Raw genomic sequence first — 16,243 nt, forward strand, 5'->3', positions numbered from 1 at the left:
AGTTGCGCGTCTATTACCGAAAAGGTCAAGCACGCGCAATGCCGGTTTTTCGCAGATCGGTTCGCCCGGCCAAAAACCTGATTGGTCACACGGCGGAGTAAATGCAGTTGCAAATAGCAAAAGGTCGCGGCACTCAATCGCATTCTTGATCGCGAGCGCTCCTTTGTTTGATAGGTGCGAAGCAGAGATACAGCAGCTGCCGATCAAGCAATCTCAATTTCTTGGGTAAATCCATCCTGCATTGGGGTAAGGCCTGTGACTTTTTCCCGGCAATATTCACCATGTTAGTGCGCTTGAAGCGTTGAATTCAGGCATTTTCGACTGCTGGACTGTACAAAGCCGCGTATTCCAAGTAGAAGCGCGGCCAATGAACCGGTATTTCCGGGGCTGAATGGTCCACCAGCACTGTTTCCAAGACCTGTGCAGGCGGACGCTCTCCAATTCCGAAAGACGATAGATGACAGAAATCCAGGGCCTTGCCCCGGCGCTCGCTCAGGCGTTGCAAAAACGTGGCTATACTGATTTGACCCCTGTGCAGCAGGCCATGCTTGCACCTGAGCTGGAAGGCGCCGATGCGCTTGTTTCCGCCCAAACCGGCTCCGGCAAGACCGTAGCCTTCGGTCTTGCACTTGCTTCCACCCTGCTGGAAGACCGCAAAACCTTCGGCCCTGCGGCCGCACCTCTGGCGCTGGTAATTGCGCCAACCCGCGAACTTGCCCTTCAGGTAAAACGCGAACTCGAGTGGCTCTACGAAATGTCTGGCGCATCGATTGCGTCCTGCGTCGGCGGCATGGATGTTCGCACCGAACGTCGCGTGCTTGAACGCGGCGCGCACATTGTTGTCGGCACACCTGGCCGCCTCTGCGACCACATCAATCGCGGTGGGCTCGACCTTTCGTCGTTGCGCGCCGTCGTGCTGGATGAAGCCGACGAAATGCTCGACCTTGGCTTCCGTGAAGACCTCGAATTCATTCTGGAATCTTCTCCTAAGGATCGCCGCACACTGATGTTCTCGGCAACAGTGCCGCGCAGCATCGCCAAGCTGGCTGAAAGCTACCAGAAAAACGCCATTCGTATCGCGGCCGCTTCCGAACAGAAGCAGCACGGTGACATTGAATACCGCGCGATGCTGACGGCACCTGCCGACCGCGAGAACGCCATTATCAATGCGCTGCGTTTCTACGAAGCACGCAATGCCATCGTGTTCTGCTCAACCCGTGCAGCCGTTAATCACCTGACAGCGCGCTTCAACAACCGTGGTTTTTCTGTTGTAGCGCTGTCTGGCGAACTGACACAGAACGAACGCACACATGCGCTGCAGGCCATGCGTGACGGACGTGCCCGCGTCTGCATCGCAACCGACGTTGCCGCACGCGGTATCGACCTTCCCGGTCTGGAACTGGTTATCCATGCCGACCTGCCGACCAACTCGGAAACATTGCTGCACCGCAGTGGCCGTACTGGTCGCGCTGGCAACAAGGGCGTCAGCGCTCTAATCGTGCCCGTCAACCAGCGTCGCAAGGCCGAGCGTCTGCTCGAGGGTGCACGCGTACAGCCACAGTGGGTACGTCCCCCATCTGCCGACGAGATCATCGAGCGTGACGCCGAGCGCCTTTTGGCCGATGCCTCGCTTTCGCAAGCAATCAGCGACGACGAAAGCGGCTTTGTAAAAACGCTGCTTGAAACGCACGGCGCAGAACAGGTGGCAGCGGCCTTTATCCGCCTCTACCACTCCGGCCGTTCCGCTCCGGAAGAGTTAACTGAGGTTTCGGTTGATAACACCCGTAAGCCACGTCGTGAAAACGCTGAGGGCGACACCAACACGGCACCACGCCGTGATCGCAACGAGTTTTCCGATAGCGCATGGTTCTCGCTTTCGGTTGGCCGCAAGCAGAGTGCCGAGCCACGTTGGCTCATTCCTATGCTGTGCCGCTTCGGCAAGCTGACCCGCCAAGACATTGGCGCGATCCGCATGCAGCAGAACGAAACCTATGTGGAACTGGCGGCTGATGCCGTTGACCGTTTTGTTTCGTCGATCGGCAAAGACATGGCCCTTGAAAAGGGCATCCGCGTCAAGGCTCTTGAGGGCAAGCCGGATATGTCGACTGAGCGCCGTGACGACCGCAGCTTTGAGCGTCGCGACGAGAAGCGTGGCGAGCGTCGTGATGACCGCCCCTCCTCCTCCGGGCCGAAGAAGTTTGGCGGCAAGCCTGACTTCGCAGCCAAGACCAGCGACAAGCCTTGGAAGAAAAAAGACAGCAAGCCGAAGTTTGAAAAGACCGGCGACAATGCTGGCAAGCCGCAAGCCAAGAAGGACAAGCCCTTCGCCAAGCGTAAGCCAAAGGCCTGATACAACATTCCCTGCCCCGGCACTGCAAACGCAATGCCGGGGCAGTTGCTTTTGACGATCTCCATTTCTGAAGATCTCTGTCTTGATGGACAACCTGCTACCGGCATTTCAGTGGCCGTGTAGCAACCGATTCTCTCCCCCCGACTCAACAACCAAATAAAGACCCCGGCGATTCTTGGCTGAAACAGTCATTGGCGCGCAAATTGGTTGCGCACCCCAAGTAATGACCGGTTATTTCTTCTCGGAATGTGTGGTTTTAGTGTCGCGAAGCAGCACCTTTACCCCTGTCAAGCCCGGAAAACCGGCAAAAAACAGCCTGACGCAAGTTCTGGACGATAGATAATCGTCATATTTTTCAACGCAGGATAAGTGCCATGCAGATTGAAAGCAGCGTTAGTGGCAACCCCTATCAGGGTCGCATACATGACTTGGACAAGAAGAACGCCGAGCCTGTTCAGCAGGAACAGGAGCAGAGCAGACGAAGTGGTTTGCCGACCGTCAGCAGCACGGTGCTGTCCAGTTCGTTGGCCAACGTTTTGTGGGCTGTCGGCGGGGCGCGTGCACCTGTTGACCAGGATGGCTCCAAGCCCATCTCGGCAGAAGAAAAAGTTGCCGCCAAGATGGAATGGGTTCAGGGCGCCTATCAGGAATATGAAGAGTTCTGACGTACCGTGCCGCATTACGCGGCAGCGGAGACTTCCACGGTAACATGCGCCAGTTTCGGAACTTTACTTAATTCCTTTTTATAAAGCTCAGGACTTTTTCCAGCCGGAGACACCAAAGCAACAATGGTTGCGTAATGCCCCGGCCCAACCTGCCAGACATGAAGATCGGTCACCACATCACCGTCTTTCTCGACGATATCGCGGATTGTTTTGGGCAGCCCCTTATCGGCAGGTGTCGCATCAAGCAACACACCCGACGTGGCGCGAATTAGCCCCCAGGACCAACGCGCAATAACAAGACCACCAACAACACCCATCAATGGGTCCAGCACGACCCAGCCCTGCCATTTACCAAGTATGAGCGCAACGATGGCCAGAACCGAGGTCAAGGCATCCGCCAGCACATGCAGATAGGCGGCGCGCAGATTGTTGTCGTGCTCTCCATGACTGCCATGAGAACCACGAGACGCGTGCGGCGCGTGAGCGTGATGGTCGTGACCGGCGTGATCATGATGATCATCATGTCCGTGGTCATGACCATGGTGCGAATGATCGTCCTTCAACAACCAGGCACTGACAAGATTAACACCAAGCCCCAGCACGGCGACGAGAATAGCCTGGTTGAAATCAATCTCGACCGGCGCCACCAGGCGGACCACACTTTCCCAGGCAATCAGCAGCGCCACCAGCGCCAGGATGACAGCACTGGCAAATCCTGCGAGATCACCGAACTTGCCGGTGCCGAAGGAGTACCGGGGGTCGCGGGCATATTTGCGGGCAAACATGTAAGCCAGTGCCGAAATCAGCATTGCGCCGGCATGAGTGGACATGTGCCAGCCATCGGCTGTGAGCGCCATCGATCCGTAAATCGTACCGGCGGCAATTTCCGCTACCATCATTACACTTGTCAGCGCGATTACCATCCACACACGGCGCTCGTTCCGCTCGTGGTCGCGGCCCAGAAACACGTGCTCATGTCGTGCATTGTCCGCAAATTTTCCATCAACAGCCATGGCCGTTACCTTTCGCTCATCGAATATAGGTTTTGAGGACCTGCGCCAGTTCATCGGCGGCCTTTTCACGCTCAGCATCGCTTTCCGCATGCACAACATGTTCATGCAGGTGGTCGTGCATGATCTCGCCCGTCAGTCCGGACAGTGCGCCGCGCACTGAGGCCAACAGTTGCAAGATTTCGCCACAGGGCTTTTCTACCTCCAGCCCGCGCTCGACAGCCTCCATCTGTCCCTTGAGACGACGAACACGAGCCAGCAGCTTTTCCTTGTCACGAACGGTGTGAGACATGAGGTTCTCCTAAATATAATATAGGGGGGTATACTATAACTCTGTGAAACTAAAAAGGCGCACTTCGAAGTGCAGAACCATGCCGACGCAGCCCTCGCGAATGTTTCGGCTCGTAGATGTTGGTCATCACGGTTCCTGAAGGAAGAATCACAATGACGACCATTTCAAATATGGAAAGTTATTATCCGATGCGTTCGAGAATACGGGACGCGAAAACCGAAGACAGCTTCTCGCCGGTTACATCGGGAGCAACATTCACACCAGACGAGGAAAAATCCGGTTCGCGTGGCCGCGAGGATGCCGCAAGCAGCGTCAATAGCTACGCGTCTCTCGCCTCTTCCCTTTGGGACATCGAACAACTCAAGTCTGAAGCCACCACCATGTCAGGCGATGCAGTTGATACATCATCCAGTGATCGTCTTTTGGCCGAATTGCAGGAATGGTCACAATTGACGCCGGGCGAAATGATCCGCGCCAAACTACTGGAACAACTGGGTCTTTCCGAAGAAGAATTTGCCGCTCTGCCAGCAGACGAACGTCTGGCCGTTGAGGAAAAGATCAAAGAGGCAATCAAGCAATCGCTTGATGTCGATAATACCCAATCCGGCAACAGCGATGCTGAACAGTCGCTTGAGGTTGACGCTGTTTGACATTGAAATATCCCGCGAAAAACCTTAAGTTTTCTAGAGCTATAGGTTTGAGGAGCGGGACATGCTTTCCATCGGTGATCTTTCCAAGCGAACGGGCGTCAAGGTGCCGACCATCCGTTATTATGAACAGATGGGGCTGATTGAGGCGGCGGAGCGATCCGAAGGCAATCAGCGCCGGTATGAAAAGGCCGATCTGGAACGGCTGGCCTTTATTCGTCATGCACGCGATCTCGGTCTCAACATTGATGCCATCCGTGAGTTGATCCGCCTCAGCCACCACCGGCAGCAGCCCTGCGAGGGTGCTGACAGGATCGCAGCTGATCATCTGGTGGCGGTGCGCGAGAAAATTGCCAAGCTGAAAAAACTGGAGCAGGAACTGGAGCGGATCGTCTCGCATTGCGACGGACATTCCATAGAAGATTGCTATGTCATTCGGGCGCTTTCGGACCATAAGCTGTGCGAAAGTGAGCATTAATTTCAGTCGGCCTTACTGAAACGAAACATCTGCAAAAATCCCGATTGACAATCTTGTGATTCAGGAGCATCTAGTCGCCCATGATCAACAATCGCGCACCAATCTCCTGCACGTATTTTTGGGCCTACCTGTAAAGGGCGGCTCGACAGATCATCATGTCAACAAGCCGCCGTCAGGCGGCTTTGTTGTTTTTCAAACGTCCTGATGGCACCTCAAAAAACCCGAAGGACCGAAAAATGACCGAAGACAGTGCCATTACCCTTCCACGCCCCGCCGTTGTAACCATTCGTGGCGCACGCAAGGCTGACCTGCCACAGCTCAACGAAATGATTGCTCTGCTTGCCAAACATCATGGCGACGCATCGGTGATGACGCCGGAAAAGCTGGAACTCGACCTGTTCAGCCCTATCCCATGGATTACCGCACTTGTTGCCGAAGCTGGTGATGAGTTGATCGGCTACGCCATTCTCGTTCCGCTCTACAGAGCGCAGGAAGCGCGGCGCGGCATGGAACTGCACCACCTCTACGTCCGCGACGGTCACCGCGGTCACGGTACTGGCCAGCATCTGGTATCGCGTGCACGCGATGTCGCAAAGCGTTGCGGCTGCGACTACCTTTCTGTCAGTGCCGCCACCGGTAATGTTGCTGCACATCGTTTCTACGAAAACATGGACTTCACACCGCGTCCGGTCACCGGCATGCGCTACATGCAGGCTATTGCGTAACGTTGGATTGCTGTCAGCAAGGACAAAGACAATGACCCGTATTGCAATTGCATTGACGCCCGAGTTCGCCGATTGGGAAAGCGCCCTGTTCAGTGCGGTGGCGCGCAGCTATCTGGGTGCCGAGATCATCATTGCGTCACCGGATGGTTCGCCGGTCACATCAATGGGTGGCCTGAAAGTCATGCCCGATGTGGCCTATGGTGCACTTGATCCGGCCTTGATCGATGCGCTGATTGTTCCAGGCGGCCTGAGTTGGGAGCGTGGCAGCGCGCCGGACTTTACGGAAATGGTGCAGCGGTTCCGGCGGGAGGGACGTGTGGTCGCCGGCATTTGCGCAGCCGCCAGCATGCTCGGGAGCACCGGCATTTTGAATGACGTTGCCCATACCGGCAACTCACTTGCCTCACACCGCGCCTATCCAGCCTATACGGGCGCCGATTATTATCGCGACCAGCCACAGGCGGTGCGCGACCAAGGCGTTATCACGGCAGCGGGAACCGCGCCGGTCAGTTTTACCACCGAGATCCTCAAGGCGCTTAACCTGTGGGGACCGGAAGCAGAAGCAGAAATCAAGGCGTTTGCAGCCGAGCACCGCTGAGATAACTCAGCTGGCAACATCGCGGTCGAGAACCCGGCAGACACGCTGTGGACCCGAGGCGATATCGTTACCCAATGCGCGACGAATATCCCGACTGTTCAGATGAAGGCTTTTGTCGATTGGTAGGTTTTGTCGCTTGATCTTGTCGAGGGCGGCAGCTTCAAACGCAGCCTGATGCTCGGTAAAACAGGCAAGGCAGGCCTCGCTATCCGGTGATGCACCAAGCAGTGCCTTGAAAGCAAGGCGGTGCACGGCGCAAGGCGCGCCATGCCCGGGAACAGAAAAGCGCAGCGCATCAAGCGCCACGCTCCATTCGGCAGAACCGTTGTTCACTTGGCCGCTTCAAATCGCTTGAGGAACGTGCCGCTCAAGGCACCCAGCAACACCCAGAAGACAAAGCTGGTGAGTGTGGCAAGGATGATGAAACGGCGCTCCAGTGGCAGTGGTGCCAAAGCATGTTCGCCTTCTGGCGGCAACGGCGCACCAATGACATGCGGCGCAGCAATCAGCACGATGGCGAGAACCGCAGCCCATGGCTCACGACGGAAAGCCAAAAGCGCTAAACCACCTGCTGTTGCTACCGCAGTGCCAATCCACCAGGCCTGACGCGCGGCCAGTTCACCAGCCGGGCTTCCCGGCAATTCAGGCGGCAGACCGACCATCGGCGCCAGAGCCACGGCCGCAAAGCCGCCAAGCCCCCAGAACAGACCTTCACGCCAGCCAATATTGCTGCCCCGCAGTGAGATGAGGCCGGTCAGAACCAGTGCATAACCGATTGCCATCAGAATATTGGCAGCAGCCGTGTAGGCATTCCGCTCAAAACCATCCGCCGGTCCCCAGGCTTCTTCGTCATGAGCGTGGCCAGCAGGCGCAGCCGCTTCACCGGTTGCCGGTGCTGCGTCATGGTTATGCCCGGCCTCACCGCCAGCCGATTCGAATGTCTCGGCATGCAGGATCAACGGTGTGGTGCCGACATATTGCATGAAACTGACGGCAAGTCCGCAGATCAGCCCCACCAGAACGGATGTAAAAACGATATTACGAAAAGACGACATGCCGCTCTCCCTCAGTGGCAGGGAAAGGCGTTGGCATGGCGCGTATCATGCGCGGCATCATGCACGGCCTCGATATGCGAAAAGCCGACAAAACCGATGATGAACAGGCCGAAGAACACGGCCAGAAGCGACTGGACTGCGCTGGCAGATTTGACAGATACCACCTGCGTGGCGGCGTTGTTTTGGACAGACATGGTGAACCCTCTCGCTCAATGCATACGCAGTCTCAAAAACGGAACCGGCAGCGTATGCAATGGACACGCGGATCCGCAATCGACATCCGTCACCACGGGGAAGCACACGAAGAAAGAGGAAACCGCCGAAGCATTTCCGCAAAACCGCGCAAATTCCGGACACCCCGCCGGCATGGACACTCTCGCGATGGCAGGTCTCCTGGCTCACGGGTCGTAACCTGAAAACACCTTCCCGGTCTGTCTGTTTTTCGCATCGACAGTGCAAAATCACTATGATTTCGCATCGATGCGCCAGACCAGTGGCTCTTTGTTTTCAGGCTCTCCGTTCACAGTTGCGGGGGCAGCCACGAATGAGGACAGTTCCCTATCGTGTTCCCTTTTCATCCCGCCGGAAAACCCGGCAAGGAACCATCACATCTTTGTTATCCGGCGCGGCACGGTTTGAGTCAATGGGCGACGTTTCAATCGGGCAATCAGTGTCGCTGCGTGACAAGGTCATTGTACCGTTAGAGCTGAGAATGCGGAAATCTAATCAAAGTTTTAACTAAAATTTGCCAGTGAATAGTTATAGACATTAACCAAGTTTGACAGGTGGAGTTATGGGGTTTGATCGCATTTTCAGCACGGAAGCCGCGGCTATCCTGTCTGCATTCAGCCGATCGCAGGCCATCATATCTTTTACACCCGACGGCATGGTGATCGACGCCAACGAAAATTTCTGCGCGACGCTCGGTTACCGGCTCGATGAGATCAAGGGCCGTCACCATAGAATGTTCATGCGCGCAGAAGACGCTGCCGCAGCTGACTACACGACGTTCTGGAAGGGCCTCGCTTCCGGCCAGTATGAGCAACGCCAGTTCCGCCGCCTGACCAAGAGCGGTGAAGAAATCTGGATCCAGGCCAGCTATAACCCGATTATCCGCCGCGGCAAGGTTGTCAAGGTGGTGAAGATCGCCACCGACATTACTGCCGCCAAGCAGGAAAGCGTGGAAAGCAAGGGCAAGATTTCCGCGCTGTCGCGCGCACAGGCCGTCATCGAGTTCAAGCCGGATGGCACGATCCTGACCGCCAATGAAAACTTCTGCTCGGCGCTGGGTTACAGCCTCGAAGAGATCAAGGGACGCCACCACAAGATGTTCTGTGAGGCCGACTATGTTGCCTCCAATGAATATGCCGGGTTCTGGCCACGTCTGGCTGCCGGTGAATTTTATGCCGACGAGTTCAAGCGCATTACCAAGGATGGCAGTGCCATCTTCATTCAGGCGACCTACAACCCAATCCTCAATGATGAAGGCAAGGTCATCAAGGTTGTGAAGTTTGCCACCGATGTCTCTGGTCGCGTACGGGCACTTCAGGAAGTGGGCGCTGGTCTTGAACGTCTGGCGGAATGCAATATTCGTCTGACAATCGACGACCCCTTCGTTCCTGAATTCGACCACCTGCGCCACGACTTCAACCAGTCGCTGGCAAAGTTCCAGGAAACCCTTGAGCAGGTGCTGACCGAAACGGCGATGCTGTCCAGTAAAAGCGGCGAGATGCGCGCCAGTGCCAGTGGCATTGCCACCCGCTCGGAGCAACAGGCGGCGGCTCTCGAGGAAACTTCCGCAGCACTTGAACAGATTACCGAGACGGTTCGCGAATCCACCGGTCGCACGGCCGAGGCCCGTAAGCTGGTTCAGGACGCCCGCATTGCAGCTGTCGATTCCGTGCAGGTTGTTGATGCAACGGTTGATGCCATGGCGCGCATTGAAACCGCATCACGCGAGATTTCCAAGATCATCGGCGTCATCGATGAAATCGCCTTCCAGACCAATTTGCTTGCCCTCAACGCCGGTGTTGAGGCTGCCCGCGCCGGTGAAGCGGGCAAAGGTTTTGCGGTCGTCGCGCAGGAGGTGCGTGAGCTTGCCCAGCGTTCAGCCTCCGCCGCCAAGGAAATCTCCGGCCTGATCAAGAACTCGACCAATGAGGTCAATGAAGGCGTCAGACTGGTTGGCAAGACGGGTGATGCACTCAAGAACATTCAAGGCTTTGTGCAGAGCATCGAAAGCAATGTCGAGGCCATCGCGATTGGCTCTTCTGAACAATCCACGAAGCTGTCAGAGATCAATTCGGCAATCGGCTCGCTCGATCAGATGACCCAGCAGAATGCCGCAATGGTCAGCAGCATGAGCGCCATTTCTGAAGCATTGGCCGAAGGTGCTGGTGAACTTGAACATCTCGTCAAGCGCTTCAAGCTTAACCGCCGCAAATGGCAGCGTGAGCCGGGCTCGGATGCCTCCAAACTTGGACCCGAAGATCGCGGTTACGGCAAAAACACCATTTACCAGCCAAAATCCGCCATCAAGGGATTGGCCAAGGCGTCATAACAGCAAAGGCAAGGATTGCTCCTTGCCTGTTGTTCATCCGTCTACACGTCACTGAAACCGTCGAATTTTTAACCTGCCCGTTTTTCACGAGACGGGCAGTAATTTTTTGTATCAACTCAGACAGCTTTGCCGATACCAAAAAGCAGAGGTGTGGAAGCTGACAGCTGTTCGCGCGTTGCCGGGCGACCAAACAGGAAGCCTTGAACCTCGTCGCATCCTTCCGACAACAGCACCTGCAATTGCTCGCGTGTCTCGACACCTTCAGCCAGCACCGCCACATCGAGGCTTTTGCCGAGTGCAACAATTGCCCGGACGAAAGCCTTGGACTGTCGGCTTTCCAGCTCATGTACGAAGCTCTTGTCGAGCTTGATCTTGTCGAACGGGAAGGACCGCAGTGTTTCAAGCGACGAATAACCGGTGCCGAAGTCATCAATCGCAATCGTTACGCCCATCGCCTTGATCTGACGCAGGATATGCAGTGCACGCGCCTTGTCGCCAATGATGGCGCTTTCGGTGACTTCAAGCTCAAGACGCGCAGCAGGCAGGCCGGTGTCCAGCAGAATCTCGCGGACCTTCTCGACCAGAATGACATTGTTCAACTGCAATGGAGACAGATTGACCGCAATCTTGTGCGGGATGTCCCAATCTGCGGCCTCACGGCAGGCCTGATGCAGCACCCATTCGCCAATCGCCGAGATCGCACCACATTCTTCTGCAATCGGAATGAAGTCGACCGGGGAGACCAAACCTCTCTCCGGATGCAGCCAGCGCAGCAGCACTTCGTAGCCGGTGACCTCATCGGTCTTTACCGAACGCTGCACCTGATAGGTCAAGTAGAACTGCTTCTGTTCAAGTGCAGTCCAGATATCGCGGCCCATGGCCCGCCGTTCCCTGGCCGCTTCGTCCATCGCGGCTTCATAGAAGCTGATCTTCTGTTCGATGCTGGCCTTGGAACGGTACATAGCCATATCGGCATTGCTGAGCAACTTTTCCCGGTCAGTGGCATCCTGCGGATAAATCGCCACGCCAAGGCTGGCACCCGGCACAATCTCGGTGTGAGAGAGTTCGATTTTGGTGGTCAGCAAGCGGTTCATGCGGCGGATGAATTCGTCCAGCTCCGTCTGATCGGTAAAGCTTTTTATGGCAACAAATTCGTCGCCACCCAGGCGGCCAACCGTTTCACCAGTTAGCAGTCGTTCACGCAGACGCTTTGCCAATGTCACCAGAACGCTGTCACCTGCGGCATGGCCAAGCGTGTCATTGACCTCTTTGAAATTATCGAGATCGACTGCGATAACGGCGACCTTTGAAGTCAGTGTGTCGGCGTCTCGAATAGCGGCATCCAGCGTTTCAACAAATTGGCGGCGGTTTGGCAGGCCGGTCAGAACGTCATGGCGAGCAAGATGGGCAATGCGGTTTTCAGATTTAACGCGTTCGGTAATATCCTCGACGGTTGTCACCCATGCACCTTGCACCGCCGGGCGATGAATGACACGCACCGTGCGTTCATTCTGGATCGTGCGAATGGTTTCGCCACCTTCCGGCGCGCGGATCAGGTCGATATGGCCGTGATAAAAATCAGAGGCGTCGATCTTGCTGCCGGCATCATGGCCATAGGGCAGTTCGCAGATTTCCCGGAAGGTCTTACCAACCAGATCCGCGTTATCGGGAATACCAACAATTTCATTGAGGCGTGTATTCTGCAGAACCAGACGCTCGTCCTTGTCGAACAACATGATGCCATTGGCCATGTTGTCCAGAGCAAGCGCCAGATTGTCGGAAGCTTCCTGAATGCGGTTGGCAGCACGTTTCTGCTCGGTGCAATCCCGCGTGATCTTGGCAAACCCGGCCAAGGTGCCGTCTTCAGCGTAGATTGCATCAATTACCACAGCTGCCCAGAAGGACGAACCGTCCTTGCGGTAACGCAATCCTTCAGATTCAAACTTGCCTTTCGTCCGGGCTGTCTCAAGCGCCTTTTCAGGAAGTCCTGCGGCCCTGTCTTCCTGTGAATAGAATTGTGAAAAATGCTGGCCGACAATTTCATCTGCCGTGTAACCCTTGGCACGCTCGGCGCCCGCATTCCAGTTGCTGACCCGTCCCTCAGTATCCAGCATATAGATTGCGTAGTCGGTAACGCCCTGCACGAGGCGTCGGAAATTGGTTTCACCAGCTACCGTTGCCATTTCTGCCCGCATGGCAAACATTGCTGCCGTCAGCCCGGCAAACAGGAAGGACAGTGTCACGCAGGTGATGATGAGAACCATCACGCCCGCAGAGATGACGTTGCTGGCTGGCGCGGAGTAATCCGGTACGACAGTGATCGCGCCCATGGCGGTGAAGTGCATGCCAACGATTGCCAGCGTCAAAAGTGCGGCAGGCAGGATGACAGGTGAACCGCTGGTCTTTTCAGCGCGACGTACCGCGAATGCTGGCACAGATAGCACAACCGCCAAAATGGAAGCCGCAATGACCAGGGAGCGATCCCAGACAATGGTGCCAGGCAGTTCAATTGCCGTCATGCCGATGAAGTGCATGCTGGTGACGCCGATGCCGAACAATACACCTGCAGCAACAGTACCGTGCCGACCGGTATCGTAGGTCGCGCAGGCCGCAGCCGCCACGGTCGTTCCGATGGCAACCGCCAGCGAAATCAGCGTTCCATTAATTTCATAACCGAACACAAAACCGGGATCATAGGCAAGCATTGCCACGAAATGGGTGGTCCAGATGCCAAACCCGCTTGCCCCGCCGGTCGCAGCAATCCAGATCACACGAGGTAAGCCACTGCTTTTTACAGCGCGCCGCAGCAGCAACATCGCTACCGTCGCGGAAAGAAGGCACAATATTCCCGCAAGCACTACCAGTCGCATATCGTGCTCATACACCAAGCACGTCAGTATCGAATTCATTTCATACCCCGAATATGCAGAGACGTCACATGCCTGAAATAAGCAATGGTAGCGCCCGTCTAGGCCGGGCATTACTGAAGGCAACAGCTTACGAGATGATTAAATCCGCAGGGTTCTCAAAGGCGTGGTTAACGAAGTCGATCCATCTTCAACGCTGCATTATCAACCACTAAGGGCTTGCACGTTAAGAGCGTTTTTTGTGATTTTTAGTTGTTGAAGAAAACAAATGCACCAGTGGATAGTGGCCGTACTCGTAGTGAGCATGGTGTGTGGTTACACAACATATTTCTACGCCCGCAAGATCGCCAGAAGATGGGATGGATGACCAGAAGCCAACATGGTTCGGCGGATGGAGGAATGTTTCGAAGATCAATACTATCCTGAAACAACGCGCACAGAAAGGCGACCGATTGGCCGCGCGAATACGAATGCTGCATATCGTGAGTAACGCGTCCATACCGCTTTTCATCATCGGCATGGCTGTTCGAAATGTCTGGATGCGCTGACATTACCTGCCGTCAACCTACGTTGGCAGCCGCTTAGAACCGACTGTTGACGACGGTGCTTTTGCCACACCATTCGTCCACATCAGTTTTCAGACAGGATATTACCGTGCCGGGATGGCCTTGAGGTAGGCGGCAATCGCATCACGGTCTTCGGCTGGCAGGCGCGCCATGTTTTGCTGCACCTTCACCATTGAGCCGCCAACACTGTCGAACTCTGGCGTGAAGCCGGTTTCCAGATAGCTCGCGATATCTGCATCAGCCCAGTTTTCCATATCGCTGGAACCAGGGGTGATATTGGGAATGCTGCCCTCGCCTTCCGGATTGGGGCCACCGGCCAGCCACTTGTCTTTGAGGAAACCACCCAACAGGTTGCGGGGTGTATGACACTCACCACAATGGCCCGGCCCTTCGACCAGATACTGGCCGCGCACCAGTGCGGCATCGGCATTTGCCAGCTGGACGCGTGGCGCACCTTCGTCAAAATACAGGAACTTCCAGCCACCCAGAGCAAGCCGGATGTTGAACGGGAATGGCAAGTCATGGTTCGGTGCGACGTGATCGCTGGCAGGCAATGTCTTCATATAGGCAAACAGATCGCTGATATCCTTGGCGGGCATCCGCGCGTAGGAAGCATAAGGGAAGGACGGATAGAGGTGCTCACCATTGCGGCCGGTGCCTCGGGTCATGGCATCGCCAAATTCTGCAAGGGTCCACTCACCAATACCGGCCTTTGGATCCGGCGAGATATTTGGCGCATAGAATGTGCCAAATGGACTGTGCAATGGCGCGCCACCAGAGAGTTGTAACAGGGCATCCCCCGTAGCATCAGGCGCTGCATGACAGCTTGCGCAACCACCGGCCCAGAACAGGTTTTCGCCATTGACGAGATCTGGAGTTCCGGCATTGGCCCAATGGCTTGGCGCCTGCCTGTCCGGCGCCGTAACGACGAAGAAAATGCCTGCACCTGCAACAGCAGCCAGAGCCGCGGCGGCACCAAGCTTTACAAGCTTCGAAGCCATATCATTCTCCCGAAATGCACAGTCTGAAAAACAGTCTAAAAAATGCCGGTCTGCGCGTACCCCCAGCGATCGGGATGACAGACCATGGATATCGTCAGCAGAATGTGCGGCTCATGCTGAACAGCCGCACATTCTCAGCAGGCTTAAAGCTTAACGCTTCAAGCGGTAGGTCTGGTGGCAGACACCACAATCAGCGCCGAGCGACTGCATGGCGGTTGCAACGCCAGCCTGATCGGCAGGCAGCTGCGCCAGAACGGCATCAGCGTCTGCGCCGAGCTTTTCGGACTTGGCCTTGAAGTCATCAAAATTCTGCCAGATGGCTGGAGAGGCTGCACTTCCGGTTTCCGTACCGGCCGGGAACTGATCAGGGAATGCCTTGGCATTGGTGCTGATGGTCGTGACAGCAGCCTTCACCGCTTCAGCATCGTAAGGCTTCTGGCCCTTGGCGATGGCATTCAGCGCGCCCATTGCGCCGCCGATTTGCTTCATCATGCCTTCGCGCTTTTCAATTTCGCCAGCAGCGGAAACCGCCCCGGCGCAAAGACAGCCGAACAACATGGCAGCCGCAATGGTCTTCAATTTCATATGCTTCTCTCCTTGATACCGGCCAAAGGGACGATTCAACATTTAGGGACGCCCGAACATGCCCCGTTTGACGTTTCGAGAGAAGTCACAATAAGGTGAGGTTTGGTGATTTTCGCTGCTAAAACAGTCATCTAAGAGGCTTTTGTCAATTCCGCCCACAGGGTTAGCGCCGATACAACAACCAGCACCAGACCCGCCGCACGTCCGACAAAAACCGTTGCTGCAGGTGATGAAACCAGAAACCTGCGACTTTTATCCGCCGTCAACGCCAATGCGCCATAGACGCTGAACTGGGTCGCAGCCACCATAGCCCCCATGATCAACCCTTGTGTCCACACCGGGCCATAGGCGGGTTTCAGAAACTGCGGATAAACCGCCAGCATGAACAGGTAGGCCTTGGGGTTGGCAAGGCAGGTCAGGATGCCGCGCCGGAAGGCACGCCATGCAGATTTGCTGGACGATGCCTCATCTCCCTGCACGGTGATTGAACTGCGCATCAGGCTGATGCCGATCCAGATCATGTAACCGGCGCCCAGCACCAGAAGCGGTGTGAACAGGCTGGGCATCCAGGCAGCCAGCAGCCCGACACCGGCCGCACCATACAGCGAGTGGACGACACCACCGGCCACGATACCGAGAATGGCGAAAAAGCCGGTACGTTTTCCGCCGGTCAAAGAGCTTGCCAGCACAAACAGCATGTCCATGCCCGGCACAATGATGATGCCAAACAAAAGCAGGAAAAACAGCCAGAGGTTTTCGCTATAGGCCATGTCAGTATCTCCCCCGCACTATTTGCTGCAAACTGCGCGCTATCCCAAGGTTTTCAACCCGTTTCTGTTGTTTA

Annotated in this window: 16 protein-coding genes and 1 riboswitch; of the genes, 7 read left to right on the forward strand and 9 right to left on the reverse strand. The window is 55.9% G+C overall.

Going from position 1 to position 16,243, the window contains the following annotated elements:
* Positions 1 to 457 precede the first annotated feature (457 nt).
* Complete coding sequence (locus tag HGO37_RS09460; RefSeq protein ID WP_250983084.1) at positions 458 to 2,350, forward strand: DEAD/DEAH box helicase; 1,893 nt, start codon at positions 458 to 460, stop codon at positions 2,348 to 2,350.
* Positions 2,351 to 2,724: 374 nt separating this feature from the next.
* Positions 2,725 to 3,015, forward strand: coding sequence for a hypothetical protein (locus tag HGO37_RS09465; protein WP_250983085.1), 291 nt, complete (start codon positions 2,725 to 2,727; stop codon positions 3,013 to 3,015).
* Between the two features lie 14 nt (positions 3,016 to 3,029).
* Here HGO37_RS09465 and dmeF read toward each other — a convergent pair whose 3' ends face one another.
* Together dmeF and dmeR are read right to left on the reverse strand one after the other, a co-directional pair.
* Complete coding sequence (dmeF, locus tag HGO37_RS09470) at positions 3,030 to 4,028, reverse strand: CDF family Co(II)/Ni(II) efflux transporter DmeF (protein WP_250983086.1); 999 nt, start codon at positions 4,026 to 4,028, stop codon at positions 3,030 to 3,032.
* Positions 4,029 to 4,044: 16 nt separating this feature from the next.
* Complete coding sequence (gene dmeR, locus HGO37_RS09475) at positions 4,045 to 4,317, reverse strand: Ni(II)/Co(II)-sensing transcriptional repressor DmeR (RefSeq protein ID WP_250983087.1); 273 nt, start codon at positions 4,315 to 4,317, stop codon at positions 4,045 to 4,047.
* A gap of 152 nt (positions 4,318 to 4,469) precedes the next feature.
* Between dmeR and HGO37_RS09480 the strand changes: the two genes are divergently transcribed.
* The 4 genes from HGO37_RS09480 to HGO37_RS09495 all read left to right on the forward strand — a co-directional run bounded on the left by HGO37_RS09480 (position 4,470) and on the right by HGO37_RS09495 (position 6,765).
* Positions 4,470 to 4,967, forward strand: a complete 498-nt coding sequence (locus tag HGO37_RS09480) for a thiamine pyrophosphate-dependent enzyme (protein WP_250983088.1) — start codon at positions 4,470 to 4,472, stop codon at positions 4,965 to 4,967.
* A 61-nt stretch (positions 4,968 to 5,028) separates the two neighbouring features.
* Positions 5,029 to 5,442 carry a MerR family transcriptional regulator gene (locus tag HGO37_RS09485; protein ID WP_250983089.1) on the forward strand — a complete coding sequence of 138 codons (414 nt, stop codon included), beginning with the start codon at positions 5,029 to 5,031 and terminating at the stop codon, positions 5,440 to 5,442.
* Positions 5,443 to 5,678: 236 nt separating this feature from the next.
* A complete protein-coding gene (locus HGO37_RS09490) occupies positions 5,679 to 6,167 on the forward strand; it encodes a GNAT family N-acetyltransferase (RefSeq protein ID WP_192487268.1) in 489 nt (162 codons plus the stop codon).
* A 31-nt stretch (positions 6,168 to 6,198) separates the two neighbouring features.
* Positions 6,199 to 6,765 (forward strand): type 1 glutamine amidotransferase family protein, encoded by a 567-nt coding sequence (locus HGO37_RS09495; protein ID WP_250983090.1) that lies wholly within the window; start codon positions 6,199 to 6,201, stop codon positions 6,763 to 6,765.
* Positions 6,766 to 6,771: 6 nt separating this feature from the next.
* On the opposite strand, the gene HGO37_RS09500 is transcribed toward HGO37_RS09495, so the two are convergent.
* The 3 genes from HGO37_RS09500 to HGO37_RS09510 are packed head-to-tail and all read right to left on the reverse strand — an operon-like array spanning position 6,772 to position 8,014.
* The gene (locus tag HGO37_RS09500; RefSeq protein ID WP_250983091.1) at positions 6,772 to 7,098 is read right to left on the reverse strand and encodes a hypothetical protein; all 327 of its coding nucleotides are present in this window, start codon (positions 7,096 to 7,098) and stop codon (positions 6,772 to 6,774) included.
* Positions 7,095 to 7,820: a CbtA family protein gene (locus HGO37_RS09505; RefSeq protein ID WP_250983092.1), complete on the reverse strand. Its 726-nt coding sequence runs from the start codon at positions 7,818 to 7,820 to the stop codon at positions 7,095 to 7,097. Before HGO37_RS09505 ends, HGO37_RS09500 begins: the two co-directional genes overlap by 4 nt.
* 11 nt (positions 7,821 to 7,831) lie before the next feature.
* Positions 7,832 to 8,014 carry a CbtB domain-containing protein gene (locus tag HGO37_RS09510; RefSeq protein WP_250983093.1) on the reverse strand — a complete coding sequence of 61 codons (183 nt, stop codon included), beginning with the start codon at positions 8,012 to 8,014 and terminating at the stop codon, positions 7,832 to 7,834.
* A gap of 172 nt (positions 8,015 to 8,186) precedes the next feature.
* A riboswitch (cobalamin riboswitch) is annotated at positions 8,187 to 8,442 on the reverse strand.
* Between the two features lie 171 nt (positions 8,443 to 8,613).
* On the opposite strand from HGO37_RS09510, the gene HGO37_RS09515 reads away from it, so the two are divergent.
* Complete coding sequence (locus HGO37_RS09515) at positions 8,614 to 10,380, forward strand: methyl-accepting chemotaxis protein (RefSeq protein WP_250983094.1); 1,767 nt, start codon at positions 8,614 to 8,616, stop codon at positions 10,378 to 10,380.
* Positions 10,381 to 10,496: 116 nt separating this feature from the next.
* On the opposite strand, the gene HGO37_RS09520 is transcribed toward HGO37_RS09515, so the two are convergent.
* The 4 genes from HGO37_RS09520 to HGO37_RS09535 all read right to left on the reverse strand — a co-directional run bounded on the left by HGO37_RS09520 (position 10,497) and on the right by HGO37_RS09535 (position 16,169).
* Entirely contained in the window at positions 10,497 to 13,250 is a 2,754-nt protein-coding gene (locus HGO37_RS09520; RefSeq protein ID WP_502941397.1) for a bifunctional diguanylate cyclase/phosphodiesterase, read from the reverse strand.
* A gap of 646 nt (positions 13,251 to 13,896) precedes the next feature.
* On the reverse strand, positions 13,897 to 14,814 hold the full coding sequence (locus HGO37_RS09525) for a cytochrome c (protein ID WP_250983096.1): 918 nt from the start codon (positions 14,812 to 14,814) through the stop codon (positions 13,897 to 13,899).
* A 150-nt stretch (positions 14,815 to 14,964) separates the two neighbouring features.
* Positions 14,965 to 15,399, reverse strand: a complete 435-nt coding sequence (locus HGO37_RS09530; RefSeq protein WP_192487259.1) for a c-type cytochrome — start codon at positions 15,397 to 15,399, stop codon at positions 14,965 to 14,967.
* Positions 15,400 to 15,530: 131 nt separating this feature from the next.
* Positions 15,531 to 16,169: a LysE family translocator gene (locus HGO37_RS09535; protein WP_250983097.1), complete on the reverse strand. Its 639-nt coding sequence runs from the start codon at positions 16,167 to 16,169 to the stop codon at positions 15,531 to 15,533.
* Positions 16,170 to 16,243 lie beyond the last annotated feature (74 nt).

Source organism: Rhizobium sp. CG4 (genome assembly GCF_023701965.1).
Classification (GTDB): domain Bacteria; phylum Pseudomonadota; class Alphaproteobacteria; order Rhizobiales; family Rhizobiaceae; genus Agrobacterium.